Raw genomic sequence first — 26,394 nt, forward strand, 5'->3', positions numbered from 1 at the left:
ATGGTCATGCATACCCCCGTCGCCCTTCCGACAGTTCTTGTCGCTTTGTCGTCAGAAGCTGTCGCCCCACTGTAAATTTTTCCGCAAGGCCGTTAGAATCGACCCCTTTCCGTACAACCCCGTGGAGTGATGGCATGGCGGACGTAAAAAAGGTCGTACTGGCGTATTCCGGCGGCCTTGATACTTCGGTGATTCTCAAGTGGCTGCAGGATACCTATAACTGCGAAGTGGTGACCTTCACCGCTGACCTGGGTCAGGGCGAAGAGGTCGAGCCGGCCCGTGCCAAGGCCCAGGCAATGGGTGTTAAAGAGATTTACATCGACGATCTGCGCGAAGAGTTCGTGCGTGATTTCGTGTTCCCGATGTTCCGCGCCAACACCGTCTACGAAGGTGAGTACCTGCTGGGTACTTCCATTGCCCGCCCGCTGATCGCCAAGCGCCTGATCGAAATCGCCAACGAAACCGGCGCTGACGCCATTTCCCATGGCGCTACTGGCAAAGGCAACGACCAGGTTCGTTTCGAACTGGGTGCATACGCCCTGAAACCAGGCGTCAAGGTTATCGCCCCGTGGCGTGAGTGGGACCTGCTGTCCCGCGAAAAACTGATGGACTACGCCGAAAAGCATGGCATTCCGATCGAGCGCCACGGCAAGAAGAAGTCGCCGTACTCGATGGACGCCAACCTGCTGCACATCTCCTACGAAGGCGGTGTCCTGGAAGATACCTGGACCGAGCACGAAGAAGACATGTGGCGCTGGAGCGTCTCGCCTGAGAATGCCCCGGACCAGGCCACCTACATCGAGCTGACCTACCGTAACGGTGACATCGTTGCCATCGACGGCGTCGACAAGAGCCCAGCCACCGTTCTGGCCGATCTGAACCGTATCGGTGGTGCCAACGGCATCGGCCGCCTGGACATCGTGGAGAACCGTTACGTCGGCATGAAGTCGCGTGGCTGCTACGAGACCCCTGGCGGTACCATCATGCTCAAGGCCCACCGTGCCATCGAGTCGATCACCCTGGACCGCGAAGTCGCTCACCTGAAAGATGAGCTGATGCCGAAGTACGCCAGCCTGATCTACACCGGTTACTGGTGGAGCCCGGAGCGTCTGATGCTGCAGCAGATGATCGACGCCTCCCAGGTCAACGTGAATGGCGTAGTGCGCCTGAAGCTGTACAAGGGCAACGTCACCGTGGTCGGCCGCAAGTCGGACGACTCGCTGTTCGATGCCAACATCGCCACCTTCGAAGAAGATGGCGGCGCGTACAACCAGGCGGACGCTGCCGGCTTTATCAAGCTGAACGCTTTGCGCATGCGCATTGCTGCCAACAAGGGCCGTTCGCTGCTCTGATTGCTGGCGCGTGTCTTGAAAACCCCGGCTTAGGCCGGGGTTTTTTATGTGCTCAGAAAAGTTTGGGCATTCAGTGCTCGTCGTTCACGACGTGGCCATCAAGTGCACTGATGGACAGCTGCGCACATTGACGTCTGTCCAGGTTGCAAAAGCGCCAGGTTCGCGCCGGTAGGGGAGGTTGGGCAAGTGCAGAAAGCAGTTGCTGCTCCATCATGCGATTGGCGTCGGGGCCGGAAAACATGAATGTGACAGGCTCCCCTTGAACTGCTTCGCGGGCACCGTCGGCCATTGCAGGCGTGGCCACGCTATTTTCAGCCAGCGTGGTGCCGTTCGCCGCCCTGTCGGATGATGGACTGTAGAACGACTTGTAGTTGAAATTGAGCGTCAGGAAGAACAGCGCAGTCAGAAAGAATGGGAAACCCACCAGAAACCAGGTGTAGAGCTTCTGGCTAGACTCGCTAAGAAACGGAAGTGTGGCAAGGGCAGAGGCTTCGATTATCCCCGCGAAGATGGCAATGATCGTCAGCGGGGCGACAGGTTGTGCTTGGGTCATTTGGGCCGTCTCCAGCAGTTTTAGCCATCTTTACCTACCGTTGCGCTCAACTAAATACCGGATTGATTTCCGGGCGAGGAATAATCGCCAAATAGCCTGATAGCTCCGACTTTTCACCTTTTTCGAATTGGCTCTTTCTTCAATTGAGCGTCAGTTTTCAACTGGTGCGCACCTGCAGCCCAATGCTACCGTCAGTTTGGGAATAAAGATTTTAGTTGTTACAACTATCGCCGTTATTTGTAGGAAATTTCTCTAACTTATGTAGGTTTCATCTGCTCATGAGTTTCGCCGAGAATTCGCCGCGCCATCGGGCGCCCTGTCGGTTATCGTGGCGTGCCAAAGCAAAAATAATGAATCAATGGATATCGCATGAATAAAGTGCTTATCGTGGATGATCATCCGGTCATACGCCTGGCCGTGCGCATGCTGATGGAGCGGCATGGGTACGACGTCGTGGCGGAGACCGACAATGGGGTGGCTGCACTGCAACTCACTCGGCAACACTTGCCGGATATCGTGGTGCTCGACATTGGAATCCCCAGGCTGGATGGCCTGGAGGTTATTGCGCGCATGGCCACTTTCAGCCCAGGCAGCAAGGTGCTGGTGCTGACGTCGCAGGCTCCCGGCAACTTCTCGATGCGCTGCATGCAGGCGGGGGCATCGGGTTACGTCTGCAAGCAGCAGGAACTCACCGAGCTCCTGAGCGCTATCAAGGCCGTGTTGTCGGGTTACAGCTACTTCCCCAATCAGGCCCTCCATGCGTCGCGTGGCAGGGGAGGGGGGAGCGAGACGGATATGGTAAACCGTCTCTCGGCGCGCGAGATGACGGTGTTGCAACAGCTGGCGCGGGGGCGCTCGAACAAGGAAATTGCCGACAGCATGTTCCTCAGCAACAAGACGGTCAGCACCTACAAGTCCCGCCTGTTGCTAAAGCTCAATGCGCGGTCGCTGGTTGACCTGATCGAGCTGGCGCAGCGGCAAGGGCTCAACTGACTGCCGGCCCGCAAAGCCTCCATTCAGGAGGCTTTGCCAGTGCTCCGCAGCCGCACTACAGGTCGTAGTCGAAATCGGCCAGCTGCTTTTGCAGGCGCCGTTCTTCCAGCATGTTGTCGATGGTGCGGCGTTTGCTCAGGTTGGTCTTGGCGATCTCCACCTGGGGTTCCGCTTCATCTTCTGTGGCAACAAAATCATCTTCGATCGACAGTTCGTCTTTATCGGTGCTCATGAGTCGCTCCAAGCCAAGGGGCCATTGGCCGTCCTTATAACCAGAAAGCAGACGCCGGTAAAAAAGATTTTTTCAATCGCTCGAGTGGTTTCAAGCTATCGGCTCAATCGTCGCTGGTCTTATGCTTGTATTCGCACAAGTCCTCGATCCGGCAACTGCCACACCTTGGCTTGCGTGCCTGGCAGACATAGCGCCCGTGCAGGATCAACCAGTGATGGGCATCGAGCAGGTAATCCTTTGGCACGAACTTGACCAGTTTCTTCTCTACCTCCAGCACCGTCTTGCCTGGCGCAATGCCTGTGCGGTTGCTGACCCGGAAGATATGGGTATCCACGGCCATGGTTGGTTGGCGGAATGCAGTATTGAGCACCACGTTGGCGGTCTTGCGGCCAACGCCGGGCAGTGCCTCCAGGGCTTCGCGGGTCTGCGGCACCTGGCTGCCGTGCTGCTCTATCAGCATGCGGCAGGCTTCGATGACGTTCTTGGCCTTGCTGTTGTAAAGCCCGATGGTCTTGATGTATTCGCTCAGGCCCTCAACGCCCAGGGCATAGATGGCCTCCGGGGTGTTGGCGACAGGGAACAGGCGGGCGGTGGCCTTGTTGACGCCGACGTCGGTGGATTGCGCGGACAGCGTCACGGCGACCAGCAGTTCGAACGGCGTGGTGTAGGCCAGTTCGGTCTTCGGGTCGGGGTTGTCTTCGTGCAGCCTGCGAAAGATCTCCAGGCGTTTGGCGGCATTCATGAAATCAGCGCTTTCCTTGACGACGTGGGTGGGCGGGGCCCGGACGCAGGCGATTGTACAAGGCCAGCAGCAGTCCGAGCAGTAGCAGTGCGCCGGGGGCCAGGCTGGCCAGGTGCAGGCCGGCCAACTGGGCCAACCCTTGGCGGCTGGCACCGAGCAGCAGGCAGATGGCAAGCATGGCACCAAGGTGCCTGACCAGCAGGCGCCAGTGCCCCTGGCTGGGTAGCAGGTGGTCGTAAACCAGGCATTGCAGGCAAAGCAGCGCAGGATAGTGGCCCAGGGCAATGGCCAGTGGCAGTAGCCACGCACGCAGGGCCAGTTGCAGGCAACTGGCCAGGGCGGCCAACAGCAGCAGGCTTGCCAGCATGTACGCCCAGGTGGCCAGCCGCTGGCGCAAGGGCGCCAGCAGTAATTGGTGCAGCGTGCTCATCAGTATCGCGCACACGCCAATGGCGGCGCCCTCTCGCAGTGTGCCGGTGGCGCCAAGCACGGGCACAAGGCTTGCGGCCAGCCAGTAGACGCTATTCATGCGTGGGGGCCTCCAGCAGCAAGTTGCGCTGCTCATCGAAATAGCTCAGGCCTTCCTGCAACGCTGTGATCACTGCCCGTGAAGTCACGGTTGCGCCGGCCAGTTGGTCAAAGTCACCGTGGTCCCGCTTCAGCGCCCAGTGGTCGCCCAGCTGACGGTTGGCAAACTGCCCCAACCAGTGCACCTGCGGGTCTCCCAGGCGTGCGCCCAACCCTGGGGTTTCCTGCTGCTCGACCACTTGGCTACCGATCAGGCGGCCGTCTGTGCCGATGGCAATGCTCAGCACGATCGGCCCGGCATACCCTTGGGCTTGGGTGATCAGGATGATGGCGGTTGGCTCGCCTGCTCGCGTTGCGCGGTAAGCTGCCAGGATAAGACTGTTTGGCCGCTGTGCGGCGGGCATGGCCAGGGGGGTGTCCAGTGGCTGGTTGTCGTAACTGCCTTCAGGCAGCACCGCCAGCCGCTGGCGGCTTTGCAGTTGCTTCTCGGCGCTGGCGACGGCAGTACTGGTCCATTGTCGCCATGCCAGCGTGACAGACACAGCCAGTGCCACGGTTAGCAGCAGCAGGCCTGCATCCCGCGCCAGGCGGCTCATCGGGTGGCCTGCTGATGCAGCAGGGCCAGGCGCTCAAGGCTCGGTGCCATGAGGTTCATCAGCAGGATGGCGAAAGCTGTGCCATCCGGGTAGCTGCCCCAAGTGCGAATCAGGTAGATCAGCAGCCCTGCTCCTAAGCCGAAGCCCAGCTTGGCCCACTCATTTTTTGGGCCGGAGACGGGCTCGGTGGCAATGAAGAACGCCGCCAGCATGGTCGACCCGGAGAACAGGTGCAGCAAAGGTGAGCCATTGGAATCCGACCCCGAACCGTTCCAGCCCAACAAACTGAACACGAACAGCCCTGCCAGCAAGCCCGCGGGCGCATGCCAGCTGATCACCTTGCGCTGCAGCAGGAACAGGCCGCCGAGCAGGAACGCCAGGTTGGCCCATTCGCTTTCCCTCCCGCCAATACTGCCAAAACCTGGGTGACTGGCGAATAGCTCATCAATGGTGAGGCTGCGGTTGTGGCGCAGGCCATCGAGCAGCGTAGGGCTGGCCCAGGCATCAATGTGCTCGCTACCCGCAAATGCCTGCTGCAGGCTTTCCATCAGGCCCGGTGCAGGCCCCGGCCAATGGTTCATGTGCAACGGGAAGCTCAGCAGTACAAAGGCATAACCGACCATGGCCGGGTTGAACAGGTTGCGGCCGACACCGCCAAAGGCCTGTTTGCCGATACCGATGGCAACGCTTGTGGCGACCACCGGCAACCACCATGGCGCCAGGGTAGGAAGTGCGCACGCCAGCAACACAGCGGTCACCAGAGCGCTGCAGTCGTCTAACGCCGGCTTCAGTGCTTGCCCGCGCATTGCCAGCAGCAGGGTTTCGCACAGCAAGGCGGCGCTGGTGCAGAGCAACAGGTTCACCAGAAAACCCCAGCCATGGAGCCACAGCAGCGTCAGCAGGCCAGGTACGCAGGCCAGCAAGACCAGGCCCATGCTGGTGCGTAGTCGCGGGTCAGGGCTGGTATTCATTGCGCAAACAACCCATTGAAACCGGAAAACGCCATGGCCATTACCCCGGCACCGATCAATTCGATGGGCAGGCCGCGCAGTACGCCGGGGATATCGGCATGGGCACTGCGCTGGCGCAGGTCGGCGAGCAAGGCCAGCGCCAGCCAGAAGCCGCCACCGCCCAGCAGGCCTAGCAGCAGTGTGGCTGGCCAGGTGCTGTCGTCGCTGGCCAGCCGCAGCGCCAGCCCCAGCGCTGCGCTGTTACTCAAGAGCAGTGCTGGCAACCCCGTTACGGGCCAGTTCGGGCGCCATTTGGCCAGCAGCCATGGCACGCCCCAGGCGAGCAGCGCCAGCCAGGGCAACAATACGAAAAGGGCAAGGTCGTGGATGTGCAATGGAGCAAGCACCCCTCGCACCAGCAACTGAGCACCGATCACGCCCAGCGCAATGCATAGCGCGCAGGCCAGGCCATGCACATGCAGGTGCAGCCTGGAGACTGATGGTTGCAGCAGGCACAGGTGATTGACCAGCGCGGCGCTGATCAGGACCAGGATGTAGTCGCTCATGAGATGACGATAGCCGGGAATCATGGTGATTGTCCGGCAATCAAGGCGCAGAGGGAACTGCCCCGGCACAAAGGCCGGGGCAGGGCTGTTACTTGATGCGCTGGCCTGGCTTGGCGCCGCTGTCCGGGCTCAGCAGGTAGATTTCTTCACCGCCAGGGCCGGCCGCCATGACCATGCCTTCGGACACGCCAAAGCGCATCTTCCGTGGCTTGAGGTTGGCTACCATCATGGTCAGGCGGCCTTCCAGCTTGGACGGGTCAGGGTAAGCCGACTTGATACCGGAGAACACGTTACGGCGCTCGTCACCGATGTCCAGGGTCAGTTGCAGCAGCTTGTCGGCACCTCCCACCGCTTCGGCCTTGACGATCAGTGCCACGCGCAGGTCAACGGCAGCGAAGGTGTCGAATTCGATTTCTGCCGACAGTGGGTCCTTGCTCAGCTCGCCGTTACCCGCCGGGGCCTTGGCTTCGGCGGCCAGCAGGTCTTCCTTGCTGGCTGCGACCATGGCTTCGACCTTGGCCGGTTCGATGCGGCTCATCAGTGCCTTGAACGGGTTCAGCTGGTGGTTTTCCAGGCGCGACTGGTGGTCGTTCCAGGCCAGCGGGGCAACGTTGAGGAAAGCCTCGGCGTCGGCGGCCAGCACGGGCAGCACGGGCTTGAGGAAAATCACCAGCTGACGGAACAGGTTGATGCCCTGGGCGCAGATGGCCTGCACTTCATCCTGCTTGCCTTCCTGCTTGGCCAGCGACCACGGTGCTTTGTCGGCGATCCAGGCGTTGGCGCGGTCGGCCAGCGCCATGATCTCGCGCATGGCGCGGCCAAAATCGCGGCCTTCGTAGGCTTCGGCAATCGACGGGGCAGCGGCCAGGAAGGCCTCGGTCAGCTCCGGTGCGGCATCGCCGGCCACCATCACGCCTTCATTGCCTTTGTGGATGAAGCCGGCGCAGCGGCTGGCGATGTTGACTACCTTGCCCACCAGGTCGGAGTTCACCTTCTGCACGAAGTCTTCCAGGTTCAGGTCCAGGTCGTCGACGCCACGGCCCAGCTTGGCTGCGTAGTAGTAACGTAGGTATTCCGGCTGCAGGTGGTCAAGGTAGGTGCGGGCCTTGATGAAGGTGCCGCGGGACTTGGACATCTTGGCGCCGTTTACGGTCAGGTAGCCGTGCACGTTGACCGCAGTCGGCTTGCGGAAACCGGCGCCTTCGAGCATGGCGGGCCAGAACAGGGCGTGGAAGTTGACGATGTCCTTGCCGATGAAATGGTACAGCTCGGCCTTGGAGTCTTCTTTCCAGAAGGCGTCGAAGTCCAGCTCGGGGCGGCGTGCGCACAGGTTCTTGAAGCTGGCCATGTAGCCGATTGGCGCGTCCAGCCATACGTAGAAGTACTTGCCTGGTTCGCCCGGGATTTCGAAGCCGAAGTACGGCGCGTCACGGGAGATATCCCACTCCTGCAGGCCGGAGTCCAGCCATTCGGCGAGTTTGTTGGCCACGGCGTCCTGCAGGGTGCCGCTGCGGGTCCACTGCTGCAGCATCGCCTGGAAGTCTGGCAGCTTGAAGAAGAAGTGCTGTGAATCACGCAGTACCGGGGTGGCCCCGGAAATCGCCGACTTGGGGTTCTTCAGCTCGGTGGGCGCGTAGGTCGCGCCGCATTTTTCACAGTTGTCGCCGTACTGGTCTTCGGCCGCGCACTTGGGGCAGGTGCCCTTGATGAAGCGGTCGGCCAGGAACATGCCCTTTTCCGGGTCGAAGTACTGGGTTACCGAACGGGTGGCGATGTGCCCGGCTTCACGCAGGCGCGTGTAGATCAGGCTCGACAGTTCGCGGTTTTCTTCGCTGTGGGTGGAGTGGAAGTTGTCGAACTCCACCAAAAAGTCGGCGAAGTCGCCGCTGTGCTCGGCCTGGACGTTGGCGATCAGCTGTTCCGGGGTGATGCCTTCCTTTTCGGCACGCAGCATGATGGCCGAGCCGTGGGCGTCGTCGGCGCACACGTAGATACACTGGTTGCCGCGCATTTTCTGGAAGCGTACCCACATGTCTGTCTGGATGTACTCGAGCATATGGCCAAGATGGATGGATCCATTGGCATAGGGCAAGGCGCTGGTGACGAGAATCTGACGTGGCTCGGACATGGTGGCTCGGCTACTTATCTGGCGACGGGGTAAAAATAAGGATGATCGGCCACTATAAAGGGCTGGCGAAGATATTTCACCCCGCATGCGCATCTGCTGACGATTGACGGGTTAGGATAGGCGCCTGTTCTACATCAAGTTTGCCAATGGGAGTCTCCATGAGTGCCGTCACCCGTGCCGCCGTTGAAGGCGTGCTTCGCCAGTACACCGACCCCTATCTGAACCAGGACCCGGTCAGCGCCGGTTGCGTGCGCGCCATCGATATCCAGGGCGGTCAGGTCAGCGTGCAGTTGCAGTTGGGGTATGCCGCCGGGCTGTTCAAGAACGGCTGGGCCCAGGTGCTGCAGACCGCCATCGGCAACCTCGAGGGCGTCAGCAGCGCCCAGGTGTCGATCGATTGCCAGGTGGCCGCGCACAAGGCCCAGGCCCAGGTACCGGCCATGGCCAACGTCAAGAACATCGTCGCCGTGGCCTCGGGCAAGGGTGGGGTGGGCAAGTCGACCACCGCGGCCAACCTGGCCTTGGCCTTGGCCCGCGAAGGCGCGCGGGTGGGTATTCTCGATGCCGACATCTACGGCCCAAGCCAGGGCGTGATGTTCGGTATTGCTGAAGGCACCCGCCCACAGATCCGTGACCAGAAGTGGTTTGTGCCGATCAAGGCCCATGGTGTGGAAGTCATGTCCATGGCGTTCCTCACCGACGACAACACGCCGATGGTCTGGCGAGGCCCGATGGTCTCCGGTGCGCTGCTGCAACTGGTGACCCAAACCGCCTGGGACGACCTGGATTACCTGGTGATCGACATGCCGCCGGGTACCGGCGATATCCAGCTGACGCTGGCGCAGAAAGTGCCGGTGGCCGGCTCTGTGATCGTCACCACTCCGCAGGACCTGGCGTTGCTGGATGCCAAGAAGGGCGTGGAGATGTTCCGCAAGGTCAACATCCCGGTGCTCGGCGTGGTCGAGAACATGGCCGTGCATATCTGTTCAAACTGTGGTCATGCCGAGCATCTGTTCGGCGAAGGCGGTGGTGAGAAGCTGGCGAGCCAGTATGGCGTCGACCTGCTGGCCTCGCTGCCGTTGTCGATGCTGATCCGCGAGCAGGCCGACAGCGGTAAGCCCACGGCGATTGCCGAGCCGGAAAGCCAGATTGCCATGGTCTATCAGGAACTGGCCCGCCAGGTGGGTGCACGCATCGTACTGCAGGAAGCAGCCGCACCGGCGATGCCGAGCATTACCATCAGCGAAGACTGACGCATTTCCTGTGGGAGCGGCCTTGTGCCGCGAAAGGGCCGCAAAGCGGCCCCGGCAATATGTGGTTGGATCACCTATCTTGGGGGTGCTTCGCACCCCTTTCGCGACACAAGGCCGCTCCTGCACAGGCATAAAAAAACCCGCCAGAAGGCGGGTTTTTTTGAAAGCTAGGAAGCGAGATCGACTTAGGCGATCTGAACTTCTTCAGCCTGCATGCCTTTCTGGCCGCGGGTAGCGACGAAAGTAACAGCCTGGCCTTCTTTCAGGGTTTTGAAGCCGTCAGCTTGGATGGCTTTGAAGTGCACGAACAGGTCGTCACCCGACTGAGGGGTGATGAAGCCGTAGCCTTTCTCATCGTTGAACCACTTAACGGTACCGGATTGGCGATTGGACATTTTTCTGTCTCCTTGGACAATTTAATAACGGTCAGGAAAAACCCTGCCCGGGACTGAGCGCAAAGAGAGCAGAAAATTCAGCGATGGGCCGATCAGGATCGTGCATCAAACTAGAGATTCTCGGTGTCACGTGCAGCACAGTGGCGTCACCTTACCCCACTTTCCGCAACCTGCCAATGGTCTGGAGAAGCTTTAGGCAAATTCGGATCGACGGCGGCTGCAGCCTCCGCCCGGCGCGGGATGCGGCATAGAACTTTAACCTGCGCGCCGGGACCGGTAAGATGCGCCTCACGATTTTTACCACGCAACTCTTCAGGACACCCCCGCCATGAGCATCAAATCGGACAAGTGGATTCGCCGCATGGCGCAGGAACACGGCATGATCGAACCGTTCGTCGAGCGCCAGGTGCGCGGCGAACAGGACAGCCGGGTCATTTCCTTCGGTGTTTCCAGCTACGGCTACGACGTGCGCTGCGCCGACGAATTCAAGGTTTTCACCAATATCAACTCGGCCACCGTCGACCCCAAAAACTTCGACGCCGGCAGCTTTGTCGATATCAAGAGCGACGTGTGCATCATCCCGCCGAACTCCTTCGCCCTGGCCCGCACTGTCGAGTATTTCCGCATTCCGCGTGACGTGCTGACCATCTGCCTGGGCAAGAGCACCTACGCCCGCTGCGGCATCATCGTCAACGTCACCCCGCTCGAGCCCGAGTGGGAGGGCCACGTGACGCTGGAGTTCTCCAACACCACCACGCTGCCGGCGAAAATCTACGCCAACGAAGGCGTGGCACAGATGCTGTTCCTGCAGTCGGACGAAGAGTGTGAAGTGTCCTACAAGGACCGTGGCGGCAAATACCAAGGCCAGCGCGGCGTTACCCTGCCACGTACCTGAACCGACAAACGCGGGGAATTACCCGTGGCTTTGGCACTCCAACGCTGTAATGCCGATGCGCATGATGCGTATCGGCTTACGTCAGGAGCAGCCAATGAAACTCCATCCCGCAATCAGTGCCAAGCTGGCAGGCCTGCAGCCCAACCACGTCGGGTTGTTGCCCTGGTCACTGCTGGCGCACCCGCTGCCGATGCAGGCGGGGGGCGTGCCGCACCAGCCTGGTCCCGATACGCCACAGCCCCCGCAGCCAGGCGATACACCTCTTACGGAGCCAGGCGAACCCACCTTGCCTGACGAGCCGCCTCCGGCGCCTGTCGCCTGAGCGCATTTACACCGGCCAGACGCGCCCCGCGCCAGACAGGTAGATCTTGCTGGCGTCGGCTGGCGTAATTTCCCAGCCACCGGTGAATTCACCAAATGCCGGCAGCAGGCTCACGCGGGCATCGATCAGGAAGCAAGGCAGGCGCAGTCGTTGGCGAGCCTTGCCGCGCAGGACGAAGACCGGGTGAACATGGCCTGCCAGCACCGGATGGGTGGGGTGTGGTTGAGGTTCGTGCTGTAGCGCGAACGGTTCCAGTAGCCAAGGTTCATCTTGCACTTCAATGCGCAGCGAAGCGGGGGGATCGCCTGCGTTGCGATCATGGTTGCCGCGTATCAGGACTATTTGCAGATTTGCATGCCGTTCCCGCCAATCATGCACCTTGGCCAGTGTCGCCGGGGCGCGTGCCGTTCGGGCATGCAGAAAATCGCCCAGAATGATCAGCAGCTCACAGTCATAAGCCACCAGCAGGCTATCAAGCCGCGCGAGTGTGGCCTGTGTGGTGCCGCGTGGTACCGGCTGATGGAGGGCGCGGTAACTGGCGGCCTTGCCGATGTGCACGTCTGCTACCAGCAGAGCGCGGCGGGCAGGCCAGTAGATGGCTTTGTCGGGGAGCAGCCAGAGCGTTTGGCCACAGTGGGTGATGGGCTGATGATTCATGGTTCAGTCGGGCCCATTGACGCAGCGCTTTCCAGCTCAGCCACCATTCGCGCAATACGGTCCGCCAGTTTTTCGGTGCTCAGCGTCTCGCGCATGCCTTCCACGAGCAACGCAAATGCCAACGGTCCCGGCCGCTTCAACATACGCAGGTCCAAGCGCAGGCTGCCCATTTTCAGCAATTGCTGATGCAGCCGGTCAATTTCCAGCTCCTCTCTCAGCACCTCGTCCCGCGCCTGGCCCAGTAGCAGGTTGTCAGCGTCATGCTTGCGGAAAACCTCGTAGAACAGCCCACTGGATGCCTGGATCTGCCGGGTACTTTTCTGTGCTGCCGGGTACCCGCCAAAAACCAGCCCGGCGATCTGGGCGATCTCACGAAAACGCCGCAACGCCATTTCTCCCGCATTCAGGCTAGCCAATACATCCTCCAGCAGGTGTTCGGTAGCAAGCGCCTGCGGCAAGTACGCTGCCCAGTCCACGGTGCCAGGGCTGAGCAGCTCGAACCCATAATCGTTGACGGCAATCGATACCGACAGCGGCTGCACGCGGCTGACCCGCCACGCAATCAGGTTGGCCAGGCCCAGATTGGCCATGCGCCCGGCAAACGGGTAAAGGAACAGGTGCCAACCCTGGCGGGATCTGAACGTCTCGGCCAGCAGCGTGCCTGTCGTGGGCAACGCCGACCATTGAGCCTGTAGCGCCAGCAGCGGGCGCACCGCGCGCATCTCCGGGCCCTCGAAGCGCTCATGGGCTGCGGCATCGAGTTGTTCAACCAGCGCGTCGGCCAGTTCGCTGGAGAGCGGCATGCGCCCGCCATTCCAGCGCGCCACCGCAGCCTTGCGCGCAGTACTGCGACGCACATAGGCCGTCATGTTTTCCACCCGTACCAGTTCCAGCACTCGCCCGCCAAATACCAGCGTATCGCCCGGGCGCAGGCGGGCGATGAACGCTTCTTCGACACTGCCCAGCGTTTTGCCCCCGCCGCCCTTGCTCCAGTATTTCAACTGCAGGTGGGCATCACTGACAATGGTGCCGATGCCCATGCGGTGACGGCGCGCCAGGCGTTCACTGGCCACGCGATAGGTGCCGTCCTCCTGGCGTTCAACACGCTGGTAATCAGGGTAGGCGCTGAGTGAGCCTCCGCCGTGGCAGACGAAGTCCAATGCCCATTGCCACTGGTTGTCGCGCAACTCGGCGAACGCCCAGGTGCTGCGCACTTCGGACAGCAATTGTGCTGCGCGAAAACCACTGCCCAGGGCCATGCTGACCAGGTGCTGCACCAGGACGTCCATGCACAGGCGTGGCGAGAAGCGCGCTTCAATGTGCCCGGCTGCCAGTGCCTGGCGGGCTGCTGCTGCTTCCACCAGCTCCAGGCTGTGAGTAGGCACCAGGGTTATTCGAGAGCGACGCCCCGGTGCATGACCGGAGCGACCGGCCCGCTGCATCAGGCGGGCAATACCCTTGGCCGAGCCGATCTGCAGCACACGCTCCACCGGTAAAAAGTCCACGCCAAGGTCCAGGCTGGACGTACAGACCACTGCCTTCAGGCTGCCCTGCTTGAGGCTGCGCTCGACCCAGTCACGGGTGTCCCGGGCGAGCGAGGCATGGTGCAGGGCAATCAGCCCGGCCCAATCGGGGCGGGCGTCAAGCAGGGCCTGGTACCACAGTTCGGCCTGGGCACGGGTGTTGGTAAATACCAGGCAACTGGCACTGGCGTCGATCTCATGGCTGACCTGCTCGAGCATCTTGAGGCCCATGTGCCCGGCCCAGGGGAAGCGGTCAATCGCCGCCGGCAGCAGGGTATCAACCTGCAGCGCCTTGTCCTGGCGGCCCTGCACCAGCAGGCCACCTTGTGGCAGGAGTACCTCCAACGCGTGTTGCAGGTTGCCCAGCGTGGCAGAGAGACCCCAGGTGGGCAGCCCGGGGTGCCACCGGCGCAGGCGGGCGAGGGCCAGTTGCAGTTGTACCCCGCGCTTGTTGCCCAGCAGTTCGTGCCATTCATCCACCACCACCAGGCGCAGCGTGGCGAAGTCTTCGCGGGCCTGTGCCCGGGTCAATAGCAAGGTGAGGCTTTCGGGGGTGGTCACCAGTACACTGGGCAGGCGCCGTGCTTGCCGGGCGCGTTCGGCGCTGCCAGTGTCGCCGCTGCGCACCCCTATGCTCCAGGGCAGCTCGAGCTCATCAACGGGCGCTTGCAAGGCACGGGCAGTGTCGGCGGCCAGGGCTCGCATGGGTGTCACCCATACCACCTGCAGAGGTACAGGTTGGCGGCCCTGTGGCAGGGCCTTGAACGCACGTAGCGCGGCGAGCCATACCGCGTAGGTCTTGCCTGCGCCGGTACTGGCATGTAACAGGCCAGACTCGCCACGTTCCACGGCTGCCCAGACACGTCGCTGGAAAGCGAACGGCTTCCAGCCGCGTTTGGCGAACCAGGCATTGGCAAGGTCAGTGGCGGTGGGCATGAGGCAGTGGTCCGTCCAAGGTTGTGCTTCTACAGACCAGCCGCCAGTGGCAATGGTTTTACCGAATCAGTTGCCCAGCAGATAGCCGCTGCGGCATACCTGCTCGCCGGCCACATGGGCGATGACCATGCCCGCGGTTGCCATGCGCCGCACGCTGCGGGCGTACAACAGGCCTGGCTGGCTGTTGCGTACGGCGGTCACCCGGTCGCTGAGCGGGTCGATGATTTCTGCGATCAACTGACCGGCTTCCAGGTGCTGCCCTGGTTTGGCGTGATACACCAGCAAACCGCCCAGTGGCGTCGACACCGGCTCGACAGCAGCCAGCGCAGTGGCGGGGTTGAGCAAGGCCGGCAAGGCGGGGCTGGTGCCCTCGATAACACCCGCGTGGGTCAGGAAGTCGATTATCGCCTGGCAATCCTGGCTGGCCAGGTCATGGCTGACATCGGCCTGACCACGCAGTTCGACAGTCACCGAGCAGCAGCCCAGCGGGATAGGGAAGCGCTTGCCGAAGCGTTGCTGCAACTGCCACCAGACCAGGCTGAAGCATTCGTCGAACGACTGCCCGCCCGAGTCGGTGGCCAGCAGGCTGGCCTGGGCGCCCAGGTAGCGGGCCAGCGGCTCGATCTGCTGCCAGGCGTCGGGCGTGGTGTACAGGTGCTCGACCGCCTCGAAATCGCAATGCAGGTCCAGCACCATGTCGGCGTCGCAGGCCAGGCGCTGCAGGATCAGGCGCTGCGCCTGCAGGGGCGTGCGGGCCGGATGTGCCTCCAGCCCTCGGCGCAGGTATTCGCGAATCAGCGCAACGTTATGCACCGGGTCCTGAGTCAGGTGTGTTTCGATCTGGTCGCCAATGGTGTCCGACAGGTCGACGAAGTTGCGGTTGAAGTTTTCGCCGCTTTGCAGTTCGAAGCGCCCCAGTGGCGCATCCAGCAGCACTTGTTCCAGGCCGACCGGGTTGGCCACCGGTACCAGGACGATTTCACGCTGCAGGCGGCCCTGTTGTTCAAGTGCCATCAAGCGGTGTTTGAGGTGCCAGGCCACCAGCATGCCTGGCAGCTCGTCGGCGTGCAGCGAGGCCTGGATATAGACCTTGCCGCCACCACGGGGGCCGAAGTGAAAGCTGTGCAGTTGGCGGGTGATGCCCGGAACGGGTGAGAGCAGGTCGTGGGTTGAATGGTGCATGGCGGTCCTGGATGCGTGGCGAATACGGTCTGCGACACGGGTCGGCTCAAAGATAGAAGCATAATTTTTGGCCTTGCGCCTGCATCGCTTTCGCTCCGTTGATCGCGCTGGCTTCTTCGCGGGCCAGAATTGCCTCAGGCCAGCAATGCCTGCAAGGTTGCCAAGTCATCCGCCTCTTCCACCGGCTTGTCCAGCCGCCAACGCAGCATGCGTGGAAAGCGCACAGCGATGCCGCTTTTGTGACGCTTCGATAAAGCGATGCCTTCAAAGCCCAGTTCGAACACCAGCGTCGGCGTCACGCTGCGCACCGGGCCGAAGGTTTCCACCGTGGTCTTGCGAATAATGGCGTCAACCTTGCGCATTTCTTCGTCACTGAGGCCGGAGTAGGCCTTGGCAAAGGGCACCAGTGCGCGGCCCGGTGTGCCGGCCGGTGCATCCCACACGGCAAAGGTATAGTCGCTGTACAGGCTGGCCCGCCGACCGTGGCCGCGCTGGGCGTAGATCAGCACGGCATCGACGCTGAACGGGTCGATCTTCCACTTCCACCAGGTGCCCATGTCCTTGGTGCGCCCCACGCCGTACAGGGCTTCACGCTGCTTGAGCATCAGGCCCTCGACACCCAGGCTGCGTGATTGCTCGCGCTGGCGGGCGAGGTCAGCCCAGTCGGGGCCTTCGAGCAGGGGCGAAAGCAGCACCGGGGCCAGTGGGTGGTCTTGTACCAACTGTTCCAGCTGCCGGCGGCGTTCGTGCTGCGTCCGGTTGCGCCAGTCCTCGCCTTGCCACTCCAGCAGGTCGTAGGCTTGCAGTACCACCGGTGCATCGCTCAGCAATTTCTTGCCCAGCGTCTTGCGGCCGATGCGCTGCTGTAGCAAAGCAAAGGGCTGTACCGCCAGTTCAGCGGGGGTATCGCCTGGCTTCCATACCAGGATTTCACCATCCAGCACGACGCCGTCGGGTAACGTCTGCGCCAGGCTGTGCAGCTCGGGGAAGCGATCAGTGACCAGCTCCTCACCACGCGACCAGACCCACAGCTGGCCTTCTCGTTTGACCACTTGGGCGCGGATACCGTCCCATTTCCACTCGATTTGCCAGGCGCTTGGTGGCCCGAGCAGTGCGTCGAACTGTTCGGTTGGCGCTTGCAGCGGGTGCGCCAGGAAGAACGGGTAGGGCAGGCCGCCGCGCTGGCTGTGTTCATCGGCCGACTCGGCGGCAATCAGCTTTTCATAGCTGGCGGGCGTGGGGCGGTGGCTGATATCGGTGTAGCCGACCATCCGCTGGGCGACGCGTTTGGCGTCCAGCCCGGCCAGTTGCGCCAGGGCACGGGTGACCAGCAGCTTGGACACGCCTACGCGAAAACTGCCAGTGATCAGTTTCAGGCACAGCATCAGGCTGGGGCGGTCCAGCTGCGCCCACAGCGGCTGCAGGCGCTGTTGAGCCTGCTCTGGTGGTAGCCCGCGCAGGGGCAGCAAGTACTGCTCCACCCAGGTGGCAAGGCCTTCATCGCTGCCCTCGGCGTGGATGGGCAACAACAGCGAAATGGTTTCGGCCAGGTCACCCACTGCCTGATAACTTTCTTCGAAGAGCCAGTCCGGTAACCCGGCCCTGGCCATTGCCTGTTCGCGCAACAGGCGAGTGGGCACCAGCTGGCGTGGGCGTCCGCCGGCCAGAAAGTACACGGCCCAGGCCGCATCTGCGGCGGGAGCACTGGCGAAATACTCGCGCAGCGCCTCTAGCTTGGCGTTGCTGGAAGTGGTCGCATCCAGGCGCAGGTACAACGTGGCGAAGGCTTTCATAGTGTGGGTTCGGTAGTGATAACGTCGTCCTCGTCGCCGTATTCGGTGGCGAAGGCGCGGGCATCAAGGCCTTGCTCGTTGAGGTAGCGCACCAGCACGTTGACCGAGCCGTGGGTGACCATCACCCGTTCGGCGCCCGTCTGGCCGATGGCCCACAGCAGGCCGGGCCAGTCGGCATGGTCCGAGAGCACGAAGCCCCGGTCTACGCCGCGGCGCCGGCGGGTGCCGCGCAGCAGCATCCAGCCACTGGCGAACGCATCGCTGTAGTCGCCGAAGCGGCGCATCCAGCTGCTGCCGCTGGCCGAGGGGGGCGCCAGGACCAGCGCCTGGCGCAGCAAAGGGTCGTTGCGCGGTATATCGCCGGCATAGCGCGTTTCTGGCAGGTGTACGCCGGCGTCCCGGTATACCCGGTTGAGGGGTTCGACGGCGCCATGAACGAGGATCGGGCCGAGGCTGGGGTCCAGCCCATGCAGAATCCGCTGGGCCTTGCCGAAGGCATAGCAAAACAGCACGCTGGCCTTGCCCTGTTCGCTGTTGGCCCGCCACCAGGCATTGATGCCGGCGAAGATGTCGGCCTGGCTGGGCCAGCGGTAGATTGGCAGGCCAAAAGTGGATTCGGTGATGAAGGTGTGGCACGGCACCGGTTCGAAGGGTGTACAGGTGGCATCGGGCTCAACCTTATAGTCACCTGAGGCGACCCAGACTTGGCCCTGATGCTCCAGGCGCACCTGCGCCGAGCCCAGCACATGGCCGGCCGGGTGCAGGCTCAGGGTCACGCCATGGTGTACCAGGCGCTCGCCGTAAGGCAGGGTCTGCAAGTTGATGTCTTGGCCCAGGCGGCTACGCAGGATGCCGGCGCCGGGGCTGGCGGTCAGATAATGGCCATTGCCGGTGCGTGCATGGTCACCGTGGCCATGGGTGATCACGGCGCGGTCCACGGGCCGCCAAGGGTCTATGTAGAAATCACCGGGCGGGCAGTAGAGGCCTTCGGGGCGGGCGATGACGAGGTCCATGGCATGGGCGCCGGTTTGGAGTTACCAGTTAGGAGCCATGCTGGAGAGAGGAAGTTCGACCGAGAATGGTTGGGGCTGCCAAGCAGCCCCGAAAAAGGCGATGGCGTTTATTTGCCGGGCACCAACGTGAGCCGCGGGTTGCCATATGCCCTGCCAAAATTCTGCGGCTGTAGCGGCAGGTTCATGAAGCGCCCTTTGAACCACGCATCCAGCCCGTCACTGTAATGTGCGCTGGCCGGGTTGCCCGACTGCCCGCTGCTGGTCAGCACCTGCAAAGGTTCGGCCTGGCCGAAGTCGACGATCATCCGCGCCGAGGCCGGCAGGCGGGTGTCGAAGTCGCTGCCCCAGGCGTACGGCGTGAGTGCCAGGGTAGTGAGGTCGCCGCCTGCCGCCAGCGGCGAACGGCTGGTGGCATCGCCCAAACCATGATAGGCCGGTGCCGGCCAGCGGTATTGGTGCAGCTTGCCCCACTGCCAGGCGCGGCGGTCTGCGCCCAGTTGTGCGGTGCCGGCATCCACCGCGCCAGCCAGGCTGCGGGCGAGGATGGTGGGCTTGTCTTCTTTCTGCGGGGTGCTGCGGTCATCCCAGAACGGGCTGTCATCGCGACCGAGCAAGTGATCGGCCTGCGCCGAGAAGGACAACCGTGCATTGTTGACGAAGGCCTGCCAGGCCGGGCCGGACTCCGGGCCAAGGTCGTCGAGGAACGTCTGTCGTGCCACTTCCTGAAGGAACAGCTCATACAGCGCTGCATCAGCCGACACCGTGCTCAGACGGCCGTCGAACGCCTTGAGCCGGGCCAGCGCATCTTTGGCCTTGTCGCGCTGGGCGGCGGGCAGCGCATCGATCGCCTGCTTCAGTGGCTGGGCCATGCCGGGGGCATCGAACATCTGCTTGAGCTTGCCGGCCAGCAGGGTCACCTGGTCGTTCTGCATTGCCATCAGGCTGCGGCTGTCGTGGCGGCCATTGCCGGCCAGCTGGGCCAGGCGCTCAGCGCGTTCCGGGTAATACCAGGTGCTGGACAGCTGCATGCCATAGCCTCGCGGCAGGCTGCGCTGGTTGGCGTGGCCGATCCAGCCGGCAGGTGGGTCCTGGTCGTAGGGGTGCAGCATCGGGTCGGCATAGCCGTCCCAGTCATAGCGCCCGTCCCAGCCGGGCGAGGGCAGCAGGCCCTGGCCTTCACGGCGATTGGGGTAGCGGCCGCTGACCTGCCAGCCGATGTGTTCAGGTTCGGCGAAGACGAAATTGAGGGCAGCAGCAGTCACTTCACGGGTACTGTCGAAGGCGCGCTCCACGTTCTTGGCCCGGGTCAGGTCAAACAGCGCATCCAGGCTGCGGTCGCCCTTGAACTGCGGCAGGTTCAGCGCCAGGCCCAGGCGGGCGTTGTCGGGTTGGGCCAGCAGGGTGCCATGGCGAGTGTCGTACATCACCTCGCGCAGCGGGCGCTGGCCACGGACAAAGAAGGTTTCGCTACGGGCGCGGGCCGGCAGCCATTTGCCATCGGCCAGGTAACTCAGCTGGTTGCCCTGACGTCGCAGTTGCTCCAGGTACAAGTCCTGGTTGTCGGCCATCACGGCGCTGCTGCTCCAGGCCAGCTTGCCGTTGTAGCCGGCCAGCACGATTGGCAGGCCGGGTAACGACAGGCCGGCGACCTGGTACTTGCCAGTGTGGATTTGCACCGGGCTCAGGGCCCAGGCGGCACGGCTGTCGCTGGCCAGCAGGCTCTTGCCACTGCGGCTGCGCTGCGGCCCCAGCGCCAGGTTGGCCGAGCCCGGGCTGCCGAGCAGGCCAAGGTCGGCCAGTTTCTGGCTGGCGGCCGCCAGTGCGTGAAGGCCCGGCAGCTGGCTGGCCAGGTTCAGGCCCTTGAGCTTGTCCACTTCGCCTTGAGCCAGTGGCTCATCCGGGGCGCCGGGCAGCAGCCAGGCCAGTTTGTCACTGCCGGCCTTCTCTGCCAGGGTCAGGGCGCTCAGTTCTTCCTGCAGGTTCACCGACTGGCTGAACGCGTACAGGCAGAAGATCAGCGCCGAGTCCTCAGGCTTCCAGTATTCGGGACGATAGCCACTGTTGGCCAGACCGGCCGGCAACTTGTCGCGGTAGCGGAACAGGTAGGCGTTGACCCCGCGTGCATACACTTCGAAGAAGCGCTTGAGCCGTGGCGATGCGTCGGCGTATTGCTGGGCGGCGCTCTGCTTGAGGTTGGCAGCGCGCATCAGGCGGTCGATGTCCAGCGCGTCGCTGCCGGCCAGTTCGGCCAGGCGACCCTGGGCGAGCAGGCGCATGGCAACCATCTGTTCGATGCGGTCGCCGGCGTGCACATAGCCCAGACTGAACAGCGCATCATGGAAGCTGCTGCTTTCGATCAGCGGCGCGCCCATCGCGTTGCGGCGCACCGAGACGTTTTGCGCCAGGCCCTTGAGTGGCTGCACGCCGCTGGTCGGTGGCACGCTGTCCTGGTGGCCGCCCGTCTGGCAGCCGGCCAGCCCGAGCATACCGAGCAGCGTTGCGGCGGTTGCAAACCGCAGGCGTAAGGGAGGAAAGGCGGGGGCGGCCATGACAAGGGCTCCTGCAAGGCGAGGCGGGTTTCGAAAGGCGCTAAGGTAGTAAGCGCGCAGGCGCCATGCAAGGTCCCATGTCGGTTTATTTACCTGCGCAGGCTCAAACGTTGAAGTGGTCTGCCAGCGTGTCGGAAAAATGCGTGCAGTTGATGCGCGCATAGCGCCGGTAGTCACGGGTGACCGCGAACGCAGAGCCGGGCATCAGCAGGATCTTGTTCTGCTCCAGTTTGCGTACCAGAGGTTGCAGGTCTGGCAGGTCCGGGTGATAGACCCAGAGGAACATGCCCCCTTGCGGCGCGATCTCGAACTGCCAACCGCGCTCAAGCAACAAGCGTTGGGTCTGAACTTGTTGCCGTATCAGGCGCTGCTGCACATCCTTCATATGCCGGGCATAGGTGCCATCCGACAATATGGTGTTGACGAATCGCTCGCAAAACGCAGGCACGGCTACGCAGGTCAGCAGTTTCAGGCGGGTGAGGGGTTCTATCAGGTCTTGCGAGCAGGCGATGAAGCCCACGCGTAACGAGGCGGACAGGCATTTGGAAAAACTGCCGATGTAGATGACCCGGTCAAGGTTGTCCAGTTCGGCGAATGTCTGGCGCACGGCAGGGCTGAAGTCGCCATATACATCATCCTCGACCACGTAGAACTCGTGCTCCACTGCCAGGCGCAGCACGCTGAAGGCGTTGTGCGGGCTGATGTTGCTGCCGGTGGGGTTGTGGAAGGTGCTGTTGCAGAAAAACGCCTTGACCTTGTGCCTGGCCAGGTGGCTTCTCATTTCCTCCACGTCCGGCCCGTCCTGGGTCCGCCGAATGCCGACAACGTGCCCGCCCGCCAGCTGGATCAGCTTGATCAGGTTGCCGTTGCCCGGCTCATCGACGAAAACGTGGTCGCCTGGCTTGATCAGCAAGCGGGCGACCAGGTCCAGGCCTTGGGTAGCGCCTAGCGTCGTCAGCAACTGGTTGGGGCGGGCTTCGACACGGGTCAGCCGTTTCATGTGCACACACAGCTGTTTGCGCATGGGCAGGTAACCCTGGATATCGCCATATTCTGCCAGCGAACTTTGCTCCAGCCGCGCCGTGCGCCGGATCGCCTTGGCCAGCAGTTCGGTGTCCCGCCATGCGGGGGGCAACCAACCGCTGCCCAGTTTGGTGTAGTGCTGGCCGCCTTGCAGCAGACGGAACAGCGGGTCTCCGGCCATGCACTCGGGCTCGTGGATCACGCTGGTTTGCCGGGTGCGGTTTGCGACGAAGTAACCGCGGCCGGGCGAGGCCGTCAATACACCTTCGCTGACCAGCTGGGCATAGGCCGATACCACGTCGTGGTAACTGAAGTCGACCGCTGCTGTCAGCTTGCGAATGGAGGGCATGCGTTGCCCGGGCAACCATTCGCCTGCATCCAGGCGTTGTTTTAACAGGTGATGAAGGCTGCAGGGGTTCATGGCAGGTCCGAAACCGTTAGAAAAAAAAGCCTAACAGTTAACGGAAATGCTTGTCGACTGTTCGTTTGCTAATGGCCAGTACATGCCACTATCCCCTTGTCGGAACTTTCGGCTGCCAGCAACGGCGGCACTTTTAACGTCTGTGCAGACCAGATAACTGGATATCAAGCCCATGCAGATTATGGACATGCAATCAGCCGTCATTGCCAGGCTTCCTGTGCCTGACGAACTGGCCTCATTCAAAGTTGTGAAAAACCTTGTGACCTCGGCGTTATTGGAGTGCTGCTCAATCGATGAGTTCGAGGCACTTGTTCAAACATCAGTGATTGAAAGTGTTTCAGAACAGGCGCATGCCGATTTACAGGCCTTTGCCCAGAAAGACCCGGCTGCTGGCCGTGACCTGGTGTTCATTGCAAGGACCTATACCTCTTATTCTGCAGTTCTGCATTATCGGCTTGCCCATTGGATATATAACAATACTGCTTCTACCTACGGCGCTGGTGGCCAATGCCTGGCCGCGATGATCTCCAGGCGCGGGAAAATGCTCTCGGGTGCGGAAATCCATTTCCGCAGCTGTATCGGTGCGCGTTTCATCATCGATCACGGCATGGGCACCGTCATTGGTGAAACCTCGACCATTGGTGACGATTGCTACGTGCTGGGCGGCGTCACGCTGGGCGCTCGCGGCATCAGCGACAACCCTTCGAGCCCTCGCCATCCAACCCTCGGCAACCGGGTCCAGATCGGCGCTTTCGCCAGTGTACTCGGCGCTATCCATGTGGGTGACGGCGCCTTTATAGGGCCTGGCTGCATTGTTACAAAAGACGTACCTGCGGCTGCCCGGGTGCAGGTTAAAACATCATTGCAGGTGGTACTGGAATCATGAACGCTCTGAACTATGAAGTGTTACGCAATACTGAGAAGCTGTATTACAAAGACCAGTATCTGGCGGGCGCAAGTACGCAAGTAACGCGGGTGCACAGTGACGGTATCGAGTTGCAAAGTACCGTGGCCTATCCAGAAGGTGGTGGCCAGGAGGCAGACGTCGGCACCATTGAACTACCGATCGGTACCGTGCGCTTTGTCTGGGTAAAAAAACTCTATGGCAGCCCTATTCGCCTGGAAGGTTTCAAGGGCGGAAAACTGGGCGGCATCATTATTCACAGCCTGCACCCTGATGACTTGCATCTGCTGGACGAAGTCACCGTTGGCATGCCGGCCCGCGTCACTATCGATACTGAACGGCGCGAACGGTTGACGCTGTCTCACAGTGCCAGTCACTTCCTGTATGCCGCGGCGATCAGCCTGCGAGAAGAATTGAAACAGTGGACCATCGGCTGCCACATCAAGGAAGACTCTGCGCGGTTCGATTTTCTGGTTGAGGACGCCTTCACTGCCGAAGACGTGGTTGAGATAGAGCGGCGTGCAAATGAGCTGATCGCCTGCAATGCGCCCATCGAGCACTACGCGGTGCAGGGCCTGGAAGACGCGCGGTTGTGGACCTACAACGGCATCGAAATCCCGTGTGGCGGCACACACCTTGAGTCGCCTGGTCGCATCGGGCGCCTATCCGTGCGGCGCAAACGCCTGGGCAAGGGCAAAGAGCGGCTGATCTGTGTGTTCCCGGATGCCGAAATCGATCTGTCCACCTATCACGAGCCTGCACTATGAACAGCACACTCCCGCGGCGGACCTACCTGTACTTCAGCGCACAGTCGATCAACCTGACGACCGCCGTCATGTCCGTGACCATGGCCGCCATTGTCGGTGCGGCCTTGGCACCCGCTGCTGCGTGGTCCACCGTGCCCTACGGGTTCCAGTTCCTGTGCCTGATGCTGGCGACCTACCCCGTCTCCAGGTTGATGAGCCGTATCGGTCGCAAGAAGGCCTTCATGCTGGGGGCGATCCCTTTGGCGGCTTCTGGTATCAGCGGTTATCTGGCTGTGGAGTACCAGCAGTTCCAGCTGCTGGTGTTGAGCCATTCGGCGTTGGGCGTGTATATCGCCTTTGCCAACTTCAACCGCTTCGCGGCCACTGACAATCTGGCCCAGAGCCTCAAGCCCAAAGCCCTTTCACTGGTTGTGGCGGGGGGCGTGATTGCCGCAGTGGTGGGGCCGACACTGACCGAATGGCTCAGGGACGTTGGCGGGTACCCGCTGTTTTCGCTGTGTTATGCCTCGTTTGTTGGCCTGGCGGTGATTTCGCTGATGATTGCCGTTTGCCTGCCCAACGATGCCGGCACCGCCAAGGCTCGTCAGCACGCGGAAAAATCGGCCACTCCCCGCGCCGAACCGTTCAGCCCGGCCGTGAAAGTTGCCATGGCGGTGGCGGCACTGAGCTACGGGATCATGAACCTGCTCATGATTCAGGCATCGATGCACATGAAACACATGCATGAGGACTTCTCTGACGTGCGCCTGGCAATCCAGTGGCATGTGGTAGCCATGTTTGCACCGTCGTTTTTCACCGGCGCAATCATCCAGAAGCTGGGCATCAAGACCACCATCTGTGCCGGGTTGGCCCTGTTGATCGGATGCTCGGCCCTGAATATCTGGTCCCACAGCTACGCCATGATGACCCTGGCGCTGATTGCCCTCGGGCTGGGCTGGAACCTGACCTATGTGGGCGGCGGTGCATTGCTGGCCCAGGCGCTGCAGAACAGCCCGGCAGCGATGCAGATGCAGGGCAAGAACGACTTGGCCATTGCCATATTGGCAACCGTCGGTGCCTTCAGCCCTTCACTGTTGCTGAGCACGGTTGGCTGGGATGGCACCAACGCCATCTGCATGGCCCTTTGCATCGGTTTGCTTTTCGCCACTGCTGGCCTGCTGCAGAACAAGGCCTGCCTGCACACTTCCATGGAAGGTAGCCGCAAATGAGCGAACTCATCAGCGTCAGCGAACGCATCTACACCAAACTGGAAATGAACAACCCAGGCGGTAGCCACAAGTACCGGGCAGCCCGGCTCATCGTGGAACATGCCTTGCGCAATGGCGACATCATCCCAGGTGTGACGACGGTCATCGAAAAAACCGGTGGCAGTTTCGGTTTCGGCTTGCTGGCGGCCTGCCACAAATACCAGGTTGCCGTGGAGCTGGCGGTAGGGCTTGGCTTCAGCCAGACCAAACGGGACTTGCTGGAGTGTTTTGGTGCCAGGCTGATCGGCAAGGAAATGCTGGTGGCCGGTGCCACGCCCAAGGATGTCGTGATGCATCACCTGGATAACCAGGTCGCGCTGGGCAAGTCCTATTTCTATACCGATCAATTCAACAACCCGGTGGGCATTGAAGCCCATCGTTACCAGACGGCCAGCGAACTGGCCGTGCAATTGACCAACGTCGGGGCTGGGCGGGAAATCCTGTTTGTCGGCTGCGCCGGCACTGGTGCAAGTTTTACAGGTATTACCCTGGGGCTGAAGGACCACGGTTTTGACGTTTCGACGGTGTTGGTCGACCCCAGCGGTTGTGATTCAAGGGCGGGCGTGTTCACCGACCATCGCTTTGAAGGCATGGCGGTGGGTGTTTGCCCACCCTTCATGGACTGGTCGCTGGTGGACGAACGGGCTCAGGTGCAGCACGCCGAAATGCTGGCCGCACAGCGCTGGTTCTACATGCAAAGTGGCATTTTCGTGGGGAATACCGCCGCAGCCTGCCTCGCTGTTGCCCAGCGCATGGCACAGCACCCGCGGTATGCCGCGACCACCCTGGTCACCATCGCCTATGACGCGGGGCTCTGGTACCAGGACTTGCTGGGGGCGACCCGGCGAAAGGCCGCGTAGCAGGTTTTTAATCG

General features: G+C 62.0%; 25 protein-coding genes. 9 read left to right on the forward strand and 16 right to left on the reverse strand.

The genetic code is table 11. The features are described 5' to 3' along the window. Nucleotides 1-134: 134 nt before the first annotated feature. Nucleotides 135-1,352: an argininosuccinate synthase gene (locus LU684_RS12095; RefSeq protein WP_016488776.1), complete on the forward strand. Its 1,218-nt coding sequence runs from the start codon at nucleotides 135-137 to the stop codon at nucleotides 1,350-1,352. Nucleotides 1,353-1,422: 70 nt separating this feature from the next. Here the strand turns inward: LU684_RS12095 and LU684_RS12100 are convergent, their stop codons facing one another. Continuing rightward, on the reverse strand, nucleotides 1,423-1,905 hold the full coding sequence (locus LU684_RS12100) for a hypothetical protein (RefSeq protein ID WP_016488775.1): 483 nt from the start codon (nucleotides 1,903-1,905) through the stop codon (nucleotides 1,423-1,425). A 369-nt stretch (nucleotides 1,906-2,274) separates the two neighbouring features. On the opposite strand from LU684_RS12100, the gene LU684_RS12105 reads away from it, so the two are divergent. Further along, the gene (locus LU684_RS12105; RefSeq protein WP_016488774.1) at nucleotides 2,275-2,898 is read left to right on the forward strand and encodes a response regulator transcription factor; all 624 of its coding nucleotides are present in this window, start codon (nucleotides 2,275-2,277) and stop codon (nucleotides 2,896-2,898) included. Between the two features lie 55 nt (nucleotides 2,899-2,953). On the opposite strand, the gene LU684_RS12110 is transcribed toward LU684_RS12105, so the two are convergent. From LU684_RS12110 to metG, 7 genes are all read right to left on the reverse strand, one after another. Further along, nucleotides 2,954-3,130 (reverse strand): PA3496 family putative envelope integrity protein, encoded by a 177-nt coding sequence (locus tag LU684_RS12110; RefSeq protein WP_016488773.1) that lies wholly within the window; start codon nucleotides 3,128-3,130, stop codon nucleotides 2,954-2,956. Between the two features lie 103 nt (nucleotides 3,131-3,233). Continuing rightward, complete coding sequence (gene nth / locus LU684_RS12115) at nucleotides 3,234-3,872, reverse strand: endonuclease III (protein ID WP_016488772.1); 639 nt, start codon at nucleotides 3,870-3,872, stop codon at nucleotides 3,234-3,236. A gap of 4 nt (nucleotides 3,873-3,876) precedes the next feature. After that, nucleotides 3,877-4,401: an Rnf-Nqr domain containing protein gene (locus LU684_RS12120; protein WP_232894677.1), complete on the reverse strand. Its 525-nt coding sequence runs from the start codon at nucleotides 4,399-4,401 to the stop codon at nucleotides 3,877-3,879. Continuing rightward, nucleotides 4,394-4,996 (reverse strand): RnfABCDGE type electron transport complex subunit G, encoded by a 603-nt coding sequence (locus tag LU684_RS12125; RefSeq protein ID WP_232894678.1) that lies wholly within the window; start codon nucleotides 4,994-4,996, stop codon nucleotides 4,394-4,396. The genes LU684_RS12120 and LU684_RS12125 overlap by 8 nt, the downstream gene beginning before the upstream one ends. Continuing rightward, nucleotides 4,993-5,967, reverse strand: a complete 975-nt coding sequence (locus tag LU684_RS12130; protein WP_023048366.1) for an RnfABCDGE type electron transport complex subunit D — start codon at nucleotides 5,965-5,967, stop codon at nucleotides 4,993-4,995. Before LU684_RS12130 ends, LU684_RS12125 begins: the two co-directional genes overlap by 4 nt. Then, on the reverse strand, nucleotides 5,964-6,512 hold the full coding sequence (locus LU684_RS12135; RefSeq protein WP_060520019.1) for an Rnf-Nqr domain containing protein: 549 nt from the start codon (nucleotides 6,510-6,512) through the stop codon (nucleotides 5,964-5,966). The genes LU684_RS12130 and LU684_RS12135 overlap by 4 nt, the downstream gene beginning before the upstream one ends. Before the next feature lie 88 nt (nucleotides 6,513-6,600). Then, the gene (gene metG, locus LU684_RS12140) at nucleotides 6,601-8,640 is read right to left on the reverse strand and encodes a methionine--tRNA ligase (protein ID WP_232894679.1); all 2,040 of its coding nucleotides are present in this window, start codon (nucleotides 8,638-8,640) and stop codon (nucleotides 6,601-6,603) included. A 158-nt stretch (nucleotides 8,641-8,798) separates the two neighbouring features. Between metG and apbC the strand changes: the two genes are divergently transcribed. After that, the gene (apbC, locus tag LU684_RS12145) at nucleotides 8,799-9,893 is read left to right on the forward strand and encodes an iron-sulfur cluster carrier protein ApbC (RefSeq protein ID WP_016488766.1); all 1,095 of its coding nucleotides are present in this window, start codon (nucleotides 8,799-8,801) and stop codon (nucleotides 9,891-9,893) included. 185 nt (nucleotides 9,894-10,078) lie between these two features. On the opposite strand, the gene LU684_RS12150 is transcribed toward apbC, so the two are convergent. Further along, nucleotides 10,079-10,288, reverse strand: a complete 210-nt coding sequence (locus LU684_RS12150) for a cold-shock protein (RefSeq protein WP_016488765.1) — start codon at nucleotides 10,286-10,288, stop codon at nucleotides 10,079-10,081. A gap of 328 nt (nucleotides 10,289-10,616) precedes the next feature. On the opposite strand from LU684_RS12150, the gene dcd reads away from it, so the two are divergent. Then, the gene (gene dcd, locus LU684_RS12155) at nucleotides 10,617-11,183 is read left to right on the forward strand and encodes a dCTP deaminase (protein ID WP_003258001.1); all 567 of its coding nucleotides are present in this window, start codon (nucleotides 10,617-10,619) and stop codon (nucleotides 11,181-11,183) included. 94 nt (nucleotides 11,184-11,277) lie between these two features. After that, complete coding sequence (locus tag LU684_RS12160; RefSeq protein ID WP_016488764.1) at nucleotides 11,278-11,505, forward strand: hypothetical protein; 228 nt, start codon at nucleotides 11,278-11,280, stop codon at nucleotides 11,503-11,505. Between the two features lie 6 nt (nucleotides 11,506-11,511). Here LU684_RS12160 and pdeM read toward each other — a convergent pair whose 3' ends face one another. From pdeM to LU684_RS12195, 7 genes are all read right to left on the reverse strand, one after another. Further along, on the reverse strand, nucleotides 11,512-12,162 hold the full coding sequence (gene pdeM / locus LU684_RS12165; RefSeq protein ID WP_095115968.1) for a ligase-associated DNA damage response endonuclease PdeM: 651 nt from the start codon (nucleotides 12,160-12,162) through the stop codon (nucleotides 11,512-11,514). Beyond that, nucleotides 12,159-14,621: a ligase-associated DNA damage response DEXH box helicase gene (locus tag LU684_RS12170; protein ID WP_232894680.1), complete on the reverse strand. Its 2,463-nt coding sequence runs from the start codon at nucleotides 14,619-14,621 to the stop codon at nucleotides 12,159-12,161. Before LU684_RS12170 ends, pdeM begins: the two co-directional genes overlap by 4 nt. Before the next feature lie 66 nt (nucleotides 14,622-14,687). Then, nucleotides 14,688-15,803, reverse strand: a complete 1,116-nt coding sequence (locus LU684_RS12175; RefSeq protein WP_024717445.1) for a succinylglutamate desuccinylase/aspartoacylase family protein — start codon at nucleotides 15,801-15,803, stop codon at nucleotides 14,688-14,690. Between the two features lie 134 nt (nucleotides 15,804-15,937). Beyond that, nucleotides 15,938-17,596 carry an ATP-dependent DNA ligase gene (locus LU684_RS12180; protein ID WP_191086905.1) on the reverse strand — a complete coding sequence of 553 codons (1,659 nt, stop codon included), beginning with the start codon at nucleotides 17,594-17,596 and terminating at the stop codon, nucleotides 15,938-15,940. Continuing rightward, a complete protein-coding gene (locus LU684_RS12185) occupies nucleotides 17,593-18,609 on the reverse strand; it encodes a ligase-associated DNA damage response exonuclease (protein WP_016488759.1) in 1,017 nt (338 codons plus the stop codon). The genes LU684_RS12180 and LU684_RS12185 overlap by 4 nt, the downstream gene beginning before the upstream one ends. Before the next feature lie 107 nt (nucleotides 18,610-18,716). After that, a complete protein-coding gene (locus tag LU684_RS12190) occupies nucleotides 18,717-21,158 on the reverse strand; it encodes a penicillin acylase family protein (RefSeq protein ID WP_232894681.1) in 2,442 nt (813 codons plus the stop codon). 103 nt (nucleotides 21,159-21,261) lie between these two features. Continuing rightward, nucleotides 21,262-22,602, reverse strand: coding sequence for an aminotransferase-like domain-containing protein (locus LU684_RS12195; RefSeq protein WP_016488757.1), 1,341 nt, complete (start codon nucleotides 22,600-22,602; stop codon nucleotides 21,262-21,264). 172 nt (nucleotides 22,603-22,774) lie between these two features. Between LU684_RS12195 and LU684_RS12200 the strand changes: the two genes are divergently transcribed. The 4 genes from LU684_RS12200 to LU684_RS12215 are packed head-to-tail and all read left to right on the forward strand — an operon-like array spanning nucleotide 22,775 to nucleotide 26,380. Next, complete coding sequence (locus LU684_RS12200) at nucleotides 22,775-23,488, forward strand: serine O-acetyltransferase (protein ID WP_232894682.1); 714 nt, start codon at nucleotides 22,775-22,777, stop codon at nucleotides 23,486-23,488. Then, the gene (locus LU684_RS12205; RefSeq protein ID WP_016488755.1) at nucleotides 23,485-24,273 is read left to right on the forward strand and encodes an alanyl-tRNA editing protein; all 789 of its coding nucleotides are present in this window, start codon (nucleotides 23,485-23,487) and stop codon (nucleotides 24,271-24,273) included. The genes LU684_RS12200 and LU684_RS12205 overlap by 4 nt, the downstream gene beginning before the upstream one ends. Beyond that, nucleotides 24,270-25,481: an MFS transporter gene (locus tag LU684_RS12210; protein WP_016488754.1), complete on the forward strand. Its 1,212-nt coding sequence runs from the start codon at nucleotides 24,270-24,272 to the stop codon at nucleotides 25,479-25,481. The genes LU684_RS12205 and LU684_RS12210 overlap by 4 nt, the downstream gene beginning before the upstream one ends. Beyond that, nucleotides 25,478-26,380 (forward strand): pyridoxal-phosphate dependent enzyme, encoded by a 903-nt coding sequence (locus tag LU684_RS12215; protein WP_016488753.1) that lies wholly within the window; start codon nucleotides 25,478-25,480, stop codon nucleotides 26,378-26,380. Before LU684_RS12210 ends, LU684_RS12215 begins: the two co-directional genes overlap by 4 nt. The last annotated feature ends 14 nt before the right edge of the window (nucleotides 26,381-26,394 follow it).

Source organism: Pseudomonas sp. NMI542_15 (assembly GCF_021283425.1).
Taxonomy (GTDB): Bacteria; Pseudomonadota; Gammaproteobacteria; order Pseudomonadales; family Pseudomonadaceae; genus Aquipseudomonas; species Aquipseudomonas fortuita.

What these genes read in the sequence shown, in the direction of transcription:
- LU684_RS12135 (WP_060520019.1), bottom strand. Translation starts at nt 6,512, where the DNA reads ATGAGCGACTACATCCTGGTCCTGATCAGCGCCGCGCTGGTCAATCAC.
- LU684_RS12160 (WP_016488764.1), top strand. Translation starts at nt 11,278, where the DNA reads ATGAAACTCCATCCCGCAATCAGTGCCAAGCTGGCAGGCCTGCAGCCC.
- LU684_RS12175 (WP_024717445.1), bottom strand. Translation starts at nt 15,803, where the DNA reads ATGCACCATTCAACCCACGACCTGCTCTCACCCGTTCCGGGCATCACC.
- LU684_RS12185 (WP_016488759.1), bottom strand. Translation starts at nt 18,609, where the DNA reads ATGGACCTCGTCATCGCCCGCCCCGAAGGCCTCTACTGCCCGCCCGGT.
- LU684_RS12095 (WP_016488776.1), top strand. Translation starts at nt 135, where the DNA reads ATGGCGGACGTAAAAAAGGTCGTACTGGCGTATTCCGGCGGCCTTGAT.
- LU684_RS12195 (WP_016488757.1), bottom strand. Translation starts at nt 22,602, where the DNA reads ATGAACCCCTGCAGCCTTCATCACCTGTTAAAACAACGCCTGGATGCA.
- LU684_RS12110 (WP_016488773.1), bottom strand. Translation starts at nt 3,130, where the DNA reads ATGAGCACCGATAAAGACGAACTGTCGATCGAAGATGATTTTGTTGCC.
- LU684_RS12205 (WP_016488755.1), top strand. Translation starts at nt 23,485, where the DNA reads ATGAACGCTCTGAACTATGAAGTGTTACGCAATACTGAGAAGCTGTAT.
- LU684_RS12130 (WP_023048366.1), bottom strand. Translation starts at nt 5,967, where the DNA reads ATGAATACCAGCCCTGACCCGCGACTACGCACCAGCATGGGCCTGGTC.
- LU684_RS12170 (WP_232894680.1), bottom strand. Translation starts at nt 14,621, where the DNA reads ATGCCCACCGCCACTGACCTTGCCAATGCCTGGTTCGCCAAACGCGGC.
- LU684_RS12190 (WP_232894681.1), bottom strand. Translation starts at nt 21,158, where the DNA reads ATGGCCGCCCCCGCCTTTCCTCCCTTACGCCTGCGGTTTGCAACCGCC.
- nth (WP_016488772.1), bottom strand. Translation starts at nt 3,872, where the DNA reads ATGAATGCCGCCAAACGCCTGGAGATCTTTCGCAGGCTGCACGAAGAC.
- LU684_RS12210 (WP_016488754.1), top strand. Translation starts at nt 24,270, where the DNA reads ATGAACAGCACACTCCCGCGGCGGACCTACCTGTACTTCAGCGCACAG.
- LU684_RS12120 (WP_232894677.1), bottom strand. Translation starts at nt 4,401, where the DNA reads ATGAATAGCGTCTACTGGCTGGCCGCAAGCCTTGTGCCCGTGCTTGGC.
- LU684_RS12215 (WP_016488753.1), top strand. Translation starts at nt 25,478, where the DNA reads ATGAGCGAACTCATCAGCGTCAGCGAACGCATCTACACCAAACTGGAA.
- apbC (WP_016488766.1), top strand. Translation starts at nt 8,799, where the DNA reads ATGAGTGCCGTCACCCGTGCCGCCGTTGAAGGCGTGCTTCGCCAGTAC.
- LU684_RS12180 (WP_191086905.1), bottom strand. Translation starts at nt 17,596, where the DNA reads ATGAAAGCCTTCGCCACGTTGTACCTGCGCCTGGATGCGACCACTTCC.
- LU684_RS12100 (WP_016488775.1), bottom strand. Translation starts at nt 1,905, where the DNA reads ATGACCCAAGCACAACCTGTCGCCCCGCTGACGATCATTGCCATCTTC.
- metG (WP_232894679.1), bottom strand. Translation starts at nt 8,640, where the DNA reads ATGTCCGAGCCACGTCAGATTCTCGTCACCAGCGCCTTGCCCTATGCC.
- LU684_RS12150 (WP_016488765.1), bottom strand. Translation starts at nt 10,288, where the DNA reads ATGTCCAATCGCCAATCCGGTACCGTTAAGTGGTTCAACGATGAGAAA.
- LU684_RS12200 (WP_232894682.1), top strand. Translation starts at nt 22,775, where the DNA reads ATGCAGATTATGGACATGCAATCAGCCGTCATTGCCAGGCTTCCTGTG.
- dcd (WP_003258001.1), top strand. Translation starts at nt 10,617, where the DNA reads ATGAGCATCAAATCGGACAAGTGGATTCGCCGCATGGCGCAGGAACAC.
- LU684_RS12105 (WP_016488774.1), top strand. Translation starts at nt 2,275, where the DNA reads ATGAATAAAGTGCTTATCGTGGATGATCATCCGGTCATACGCCTGGCC.
- pdeM (WP_095115968.1), bottom strand. Translation starts at nt 12,162, where the DNA reads ATGAATCATCAGCCCATCACCCACTGTGGCCAAACGCTCTGGCTGCTC.
- LU684_RS12125 (WP_232894678.1), bottom strand. Translation starts at nt 4,996, where the DNA reads ATGAGCCGCCTGGCGCGGGATGCAGGCCTGCTGCTGCTAACCGTGGCA.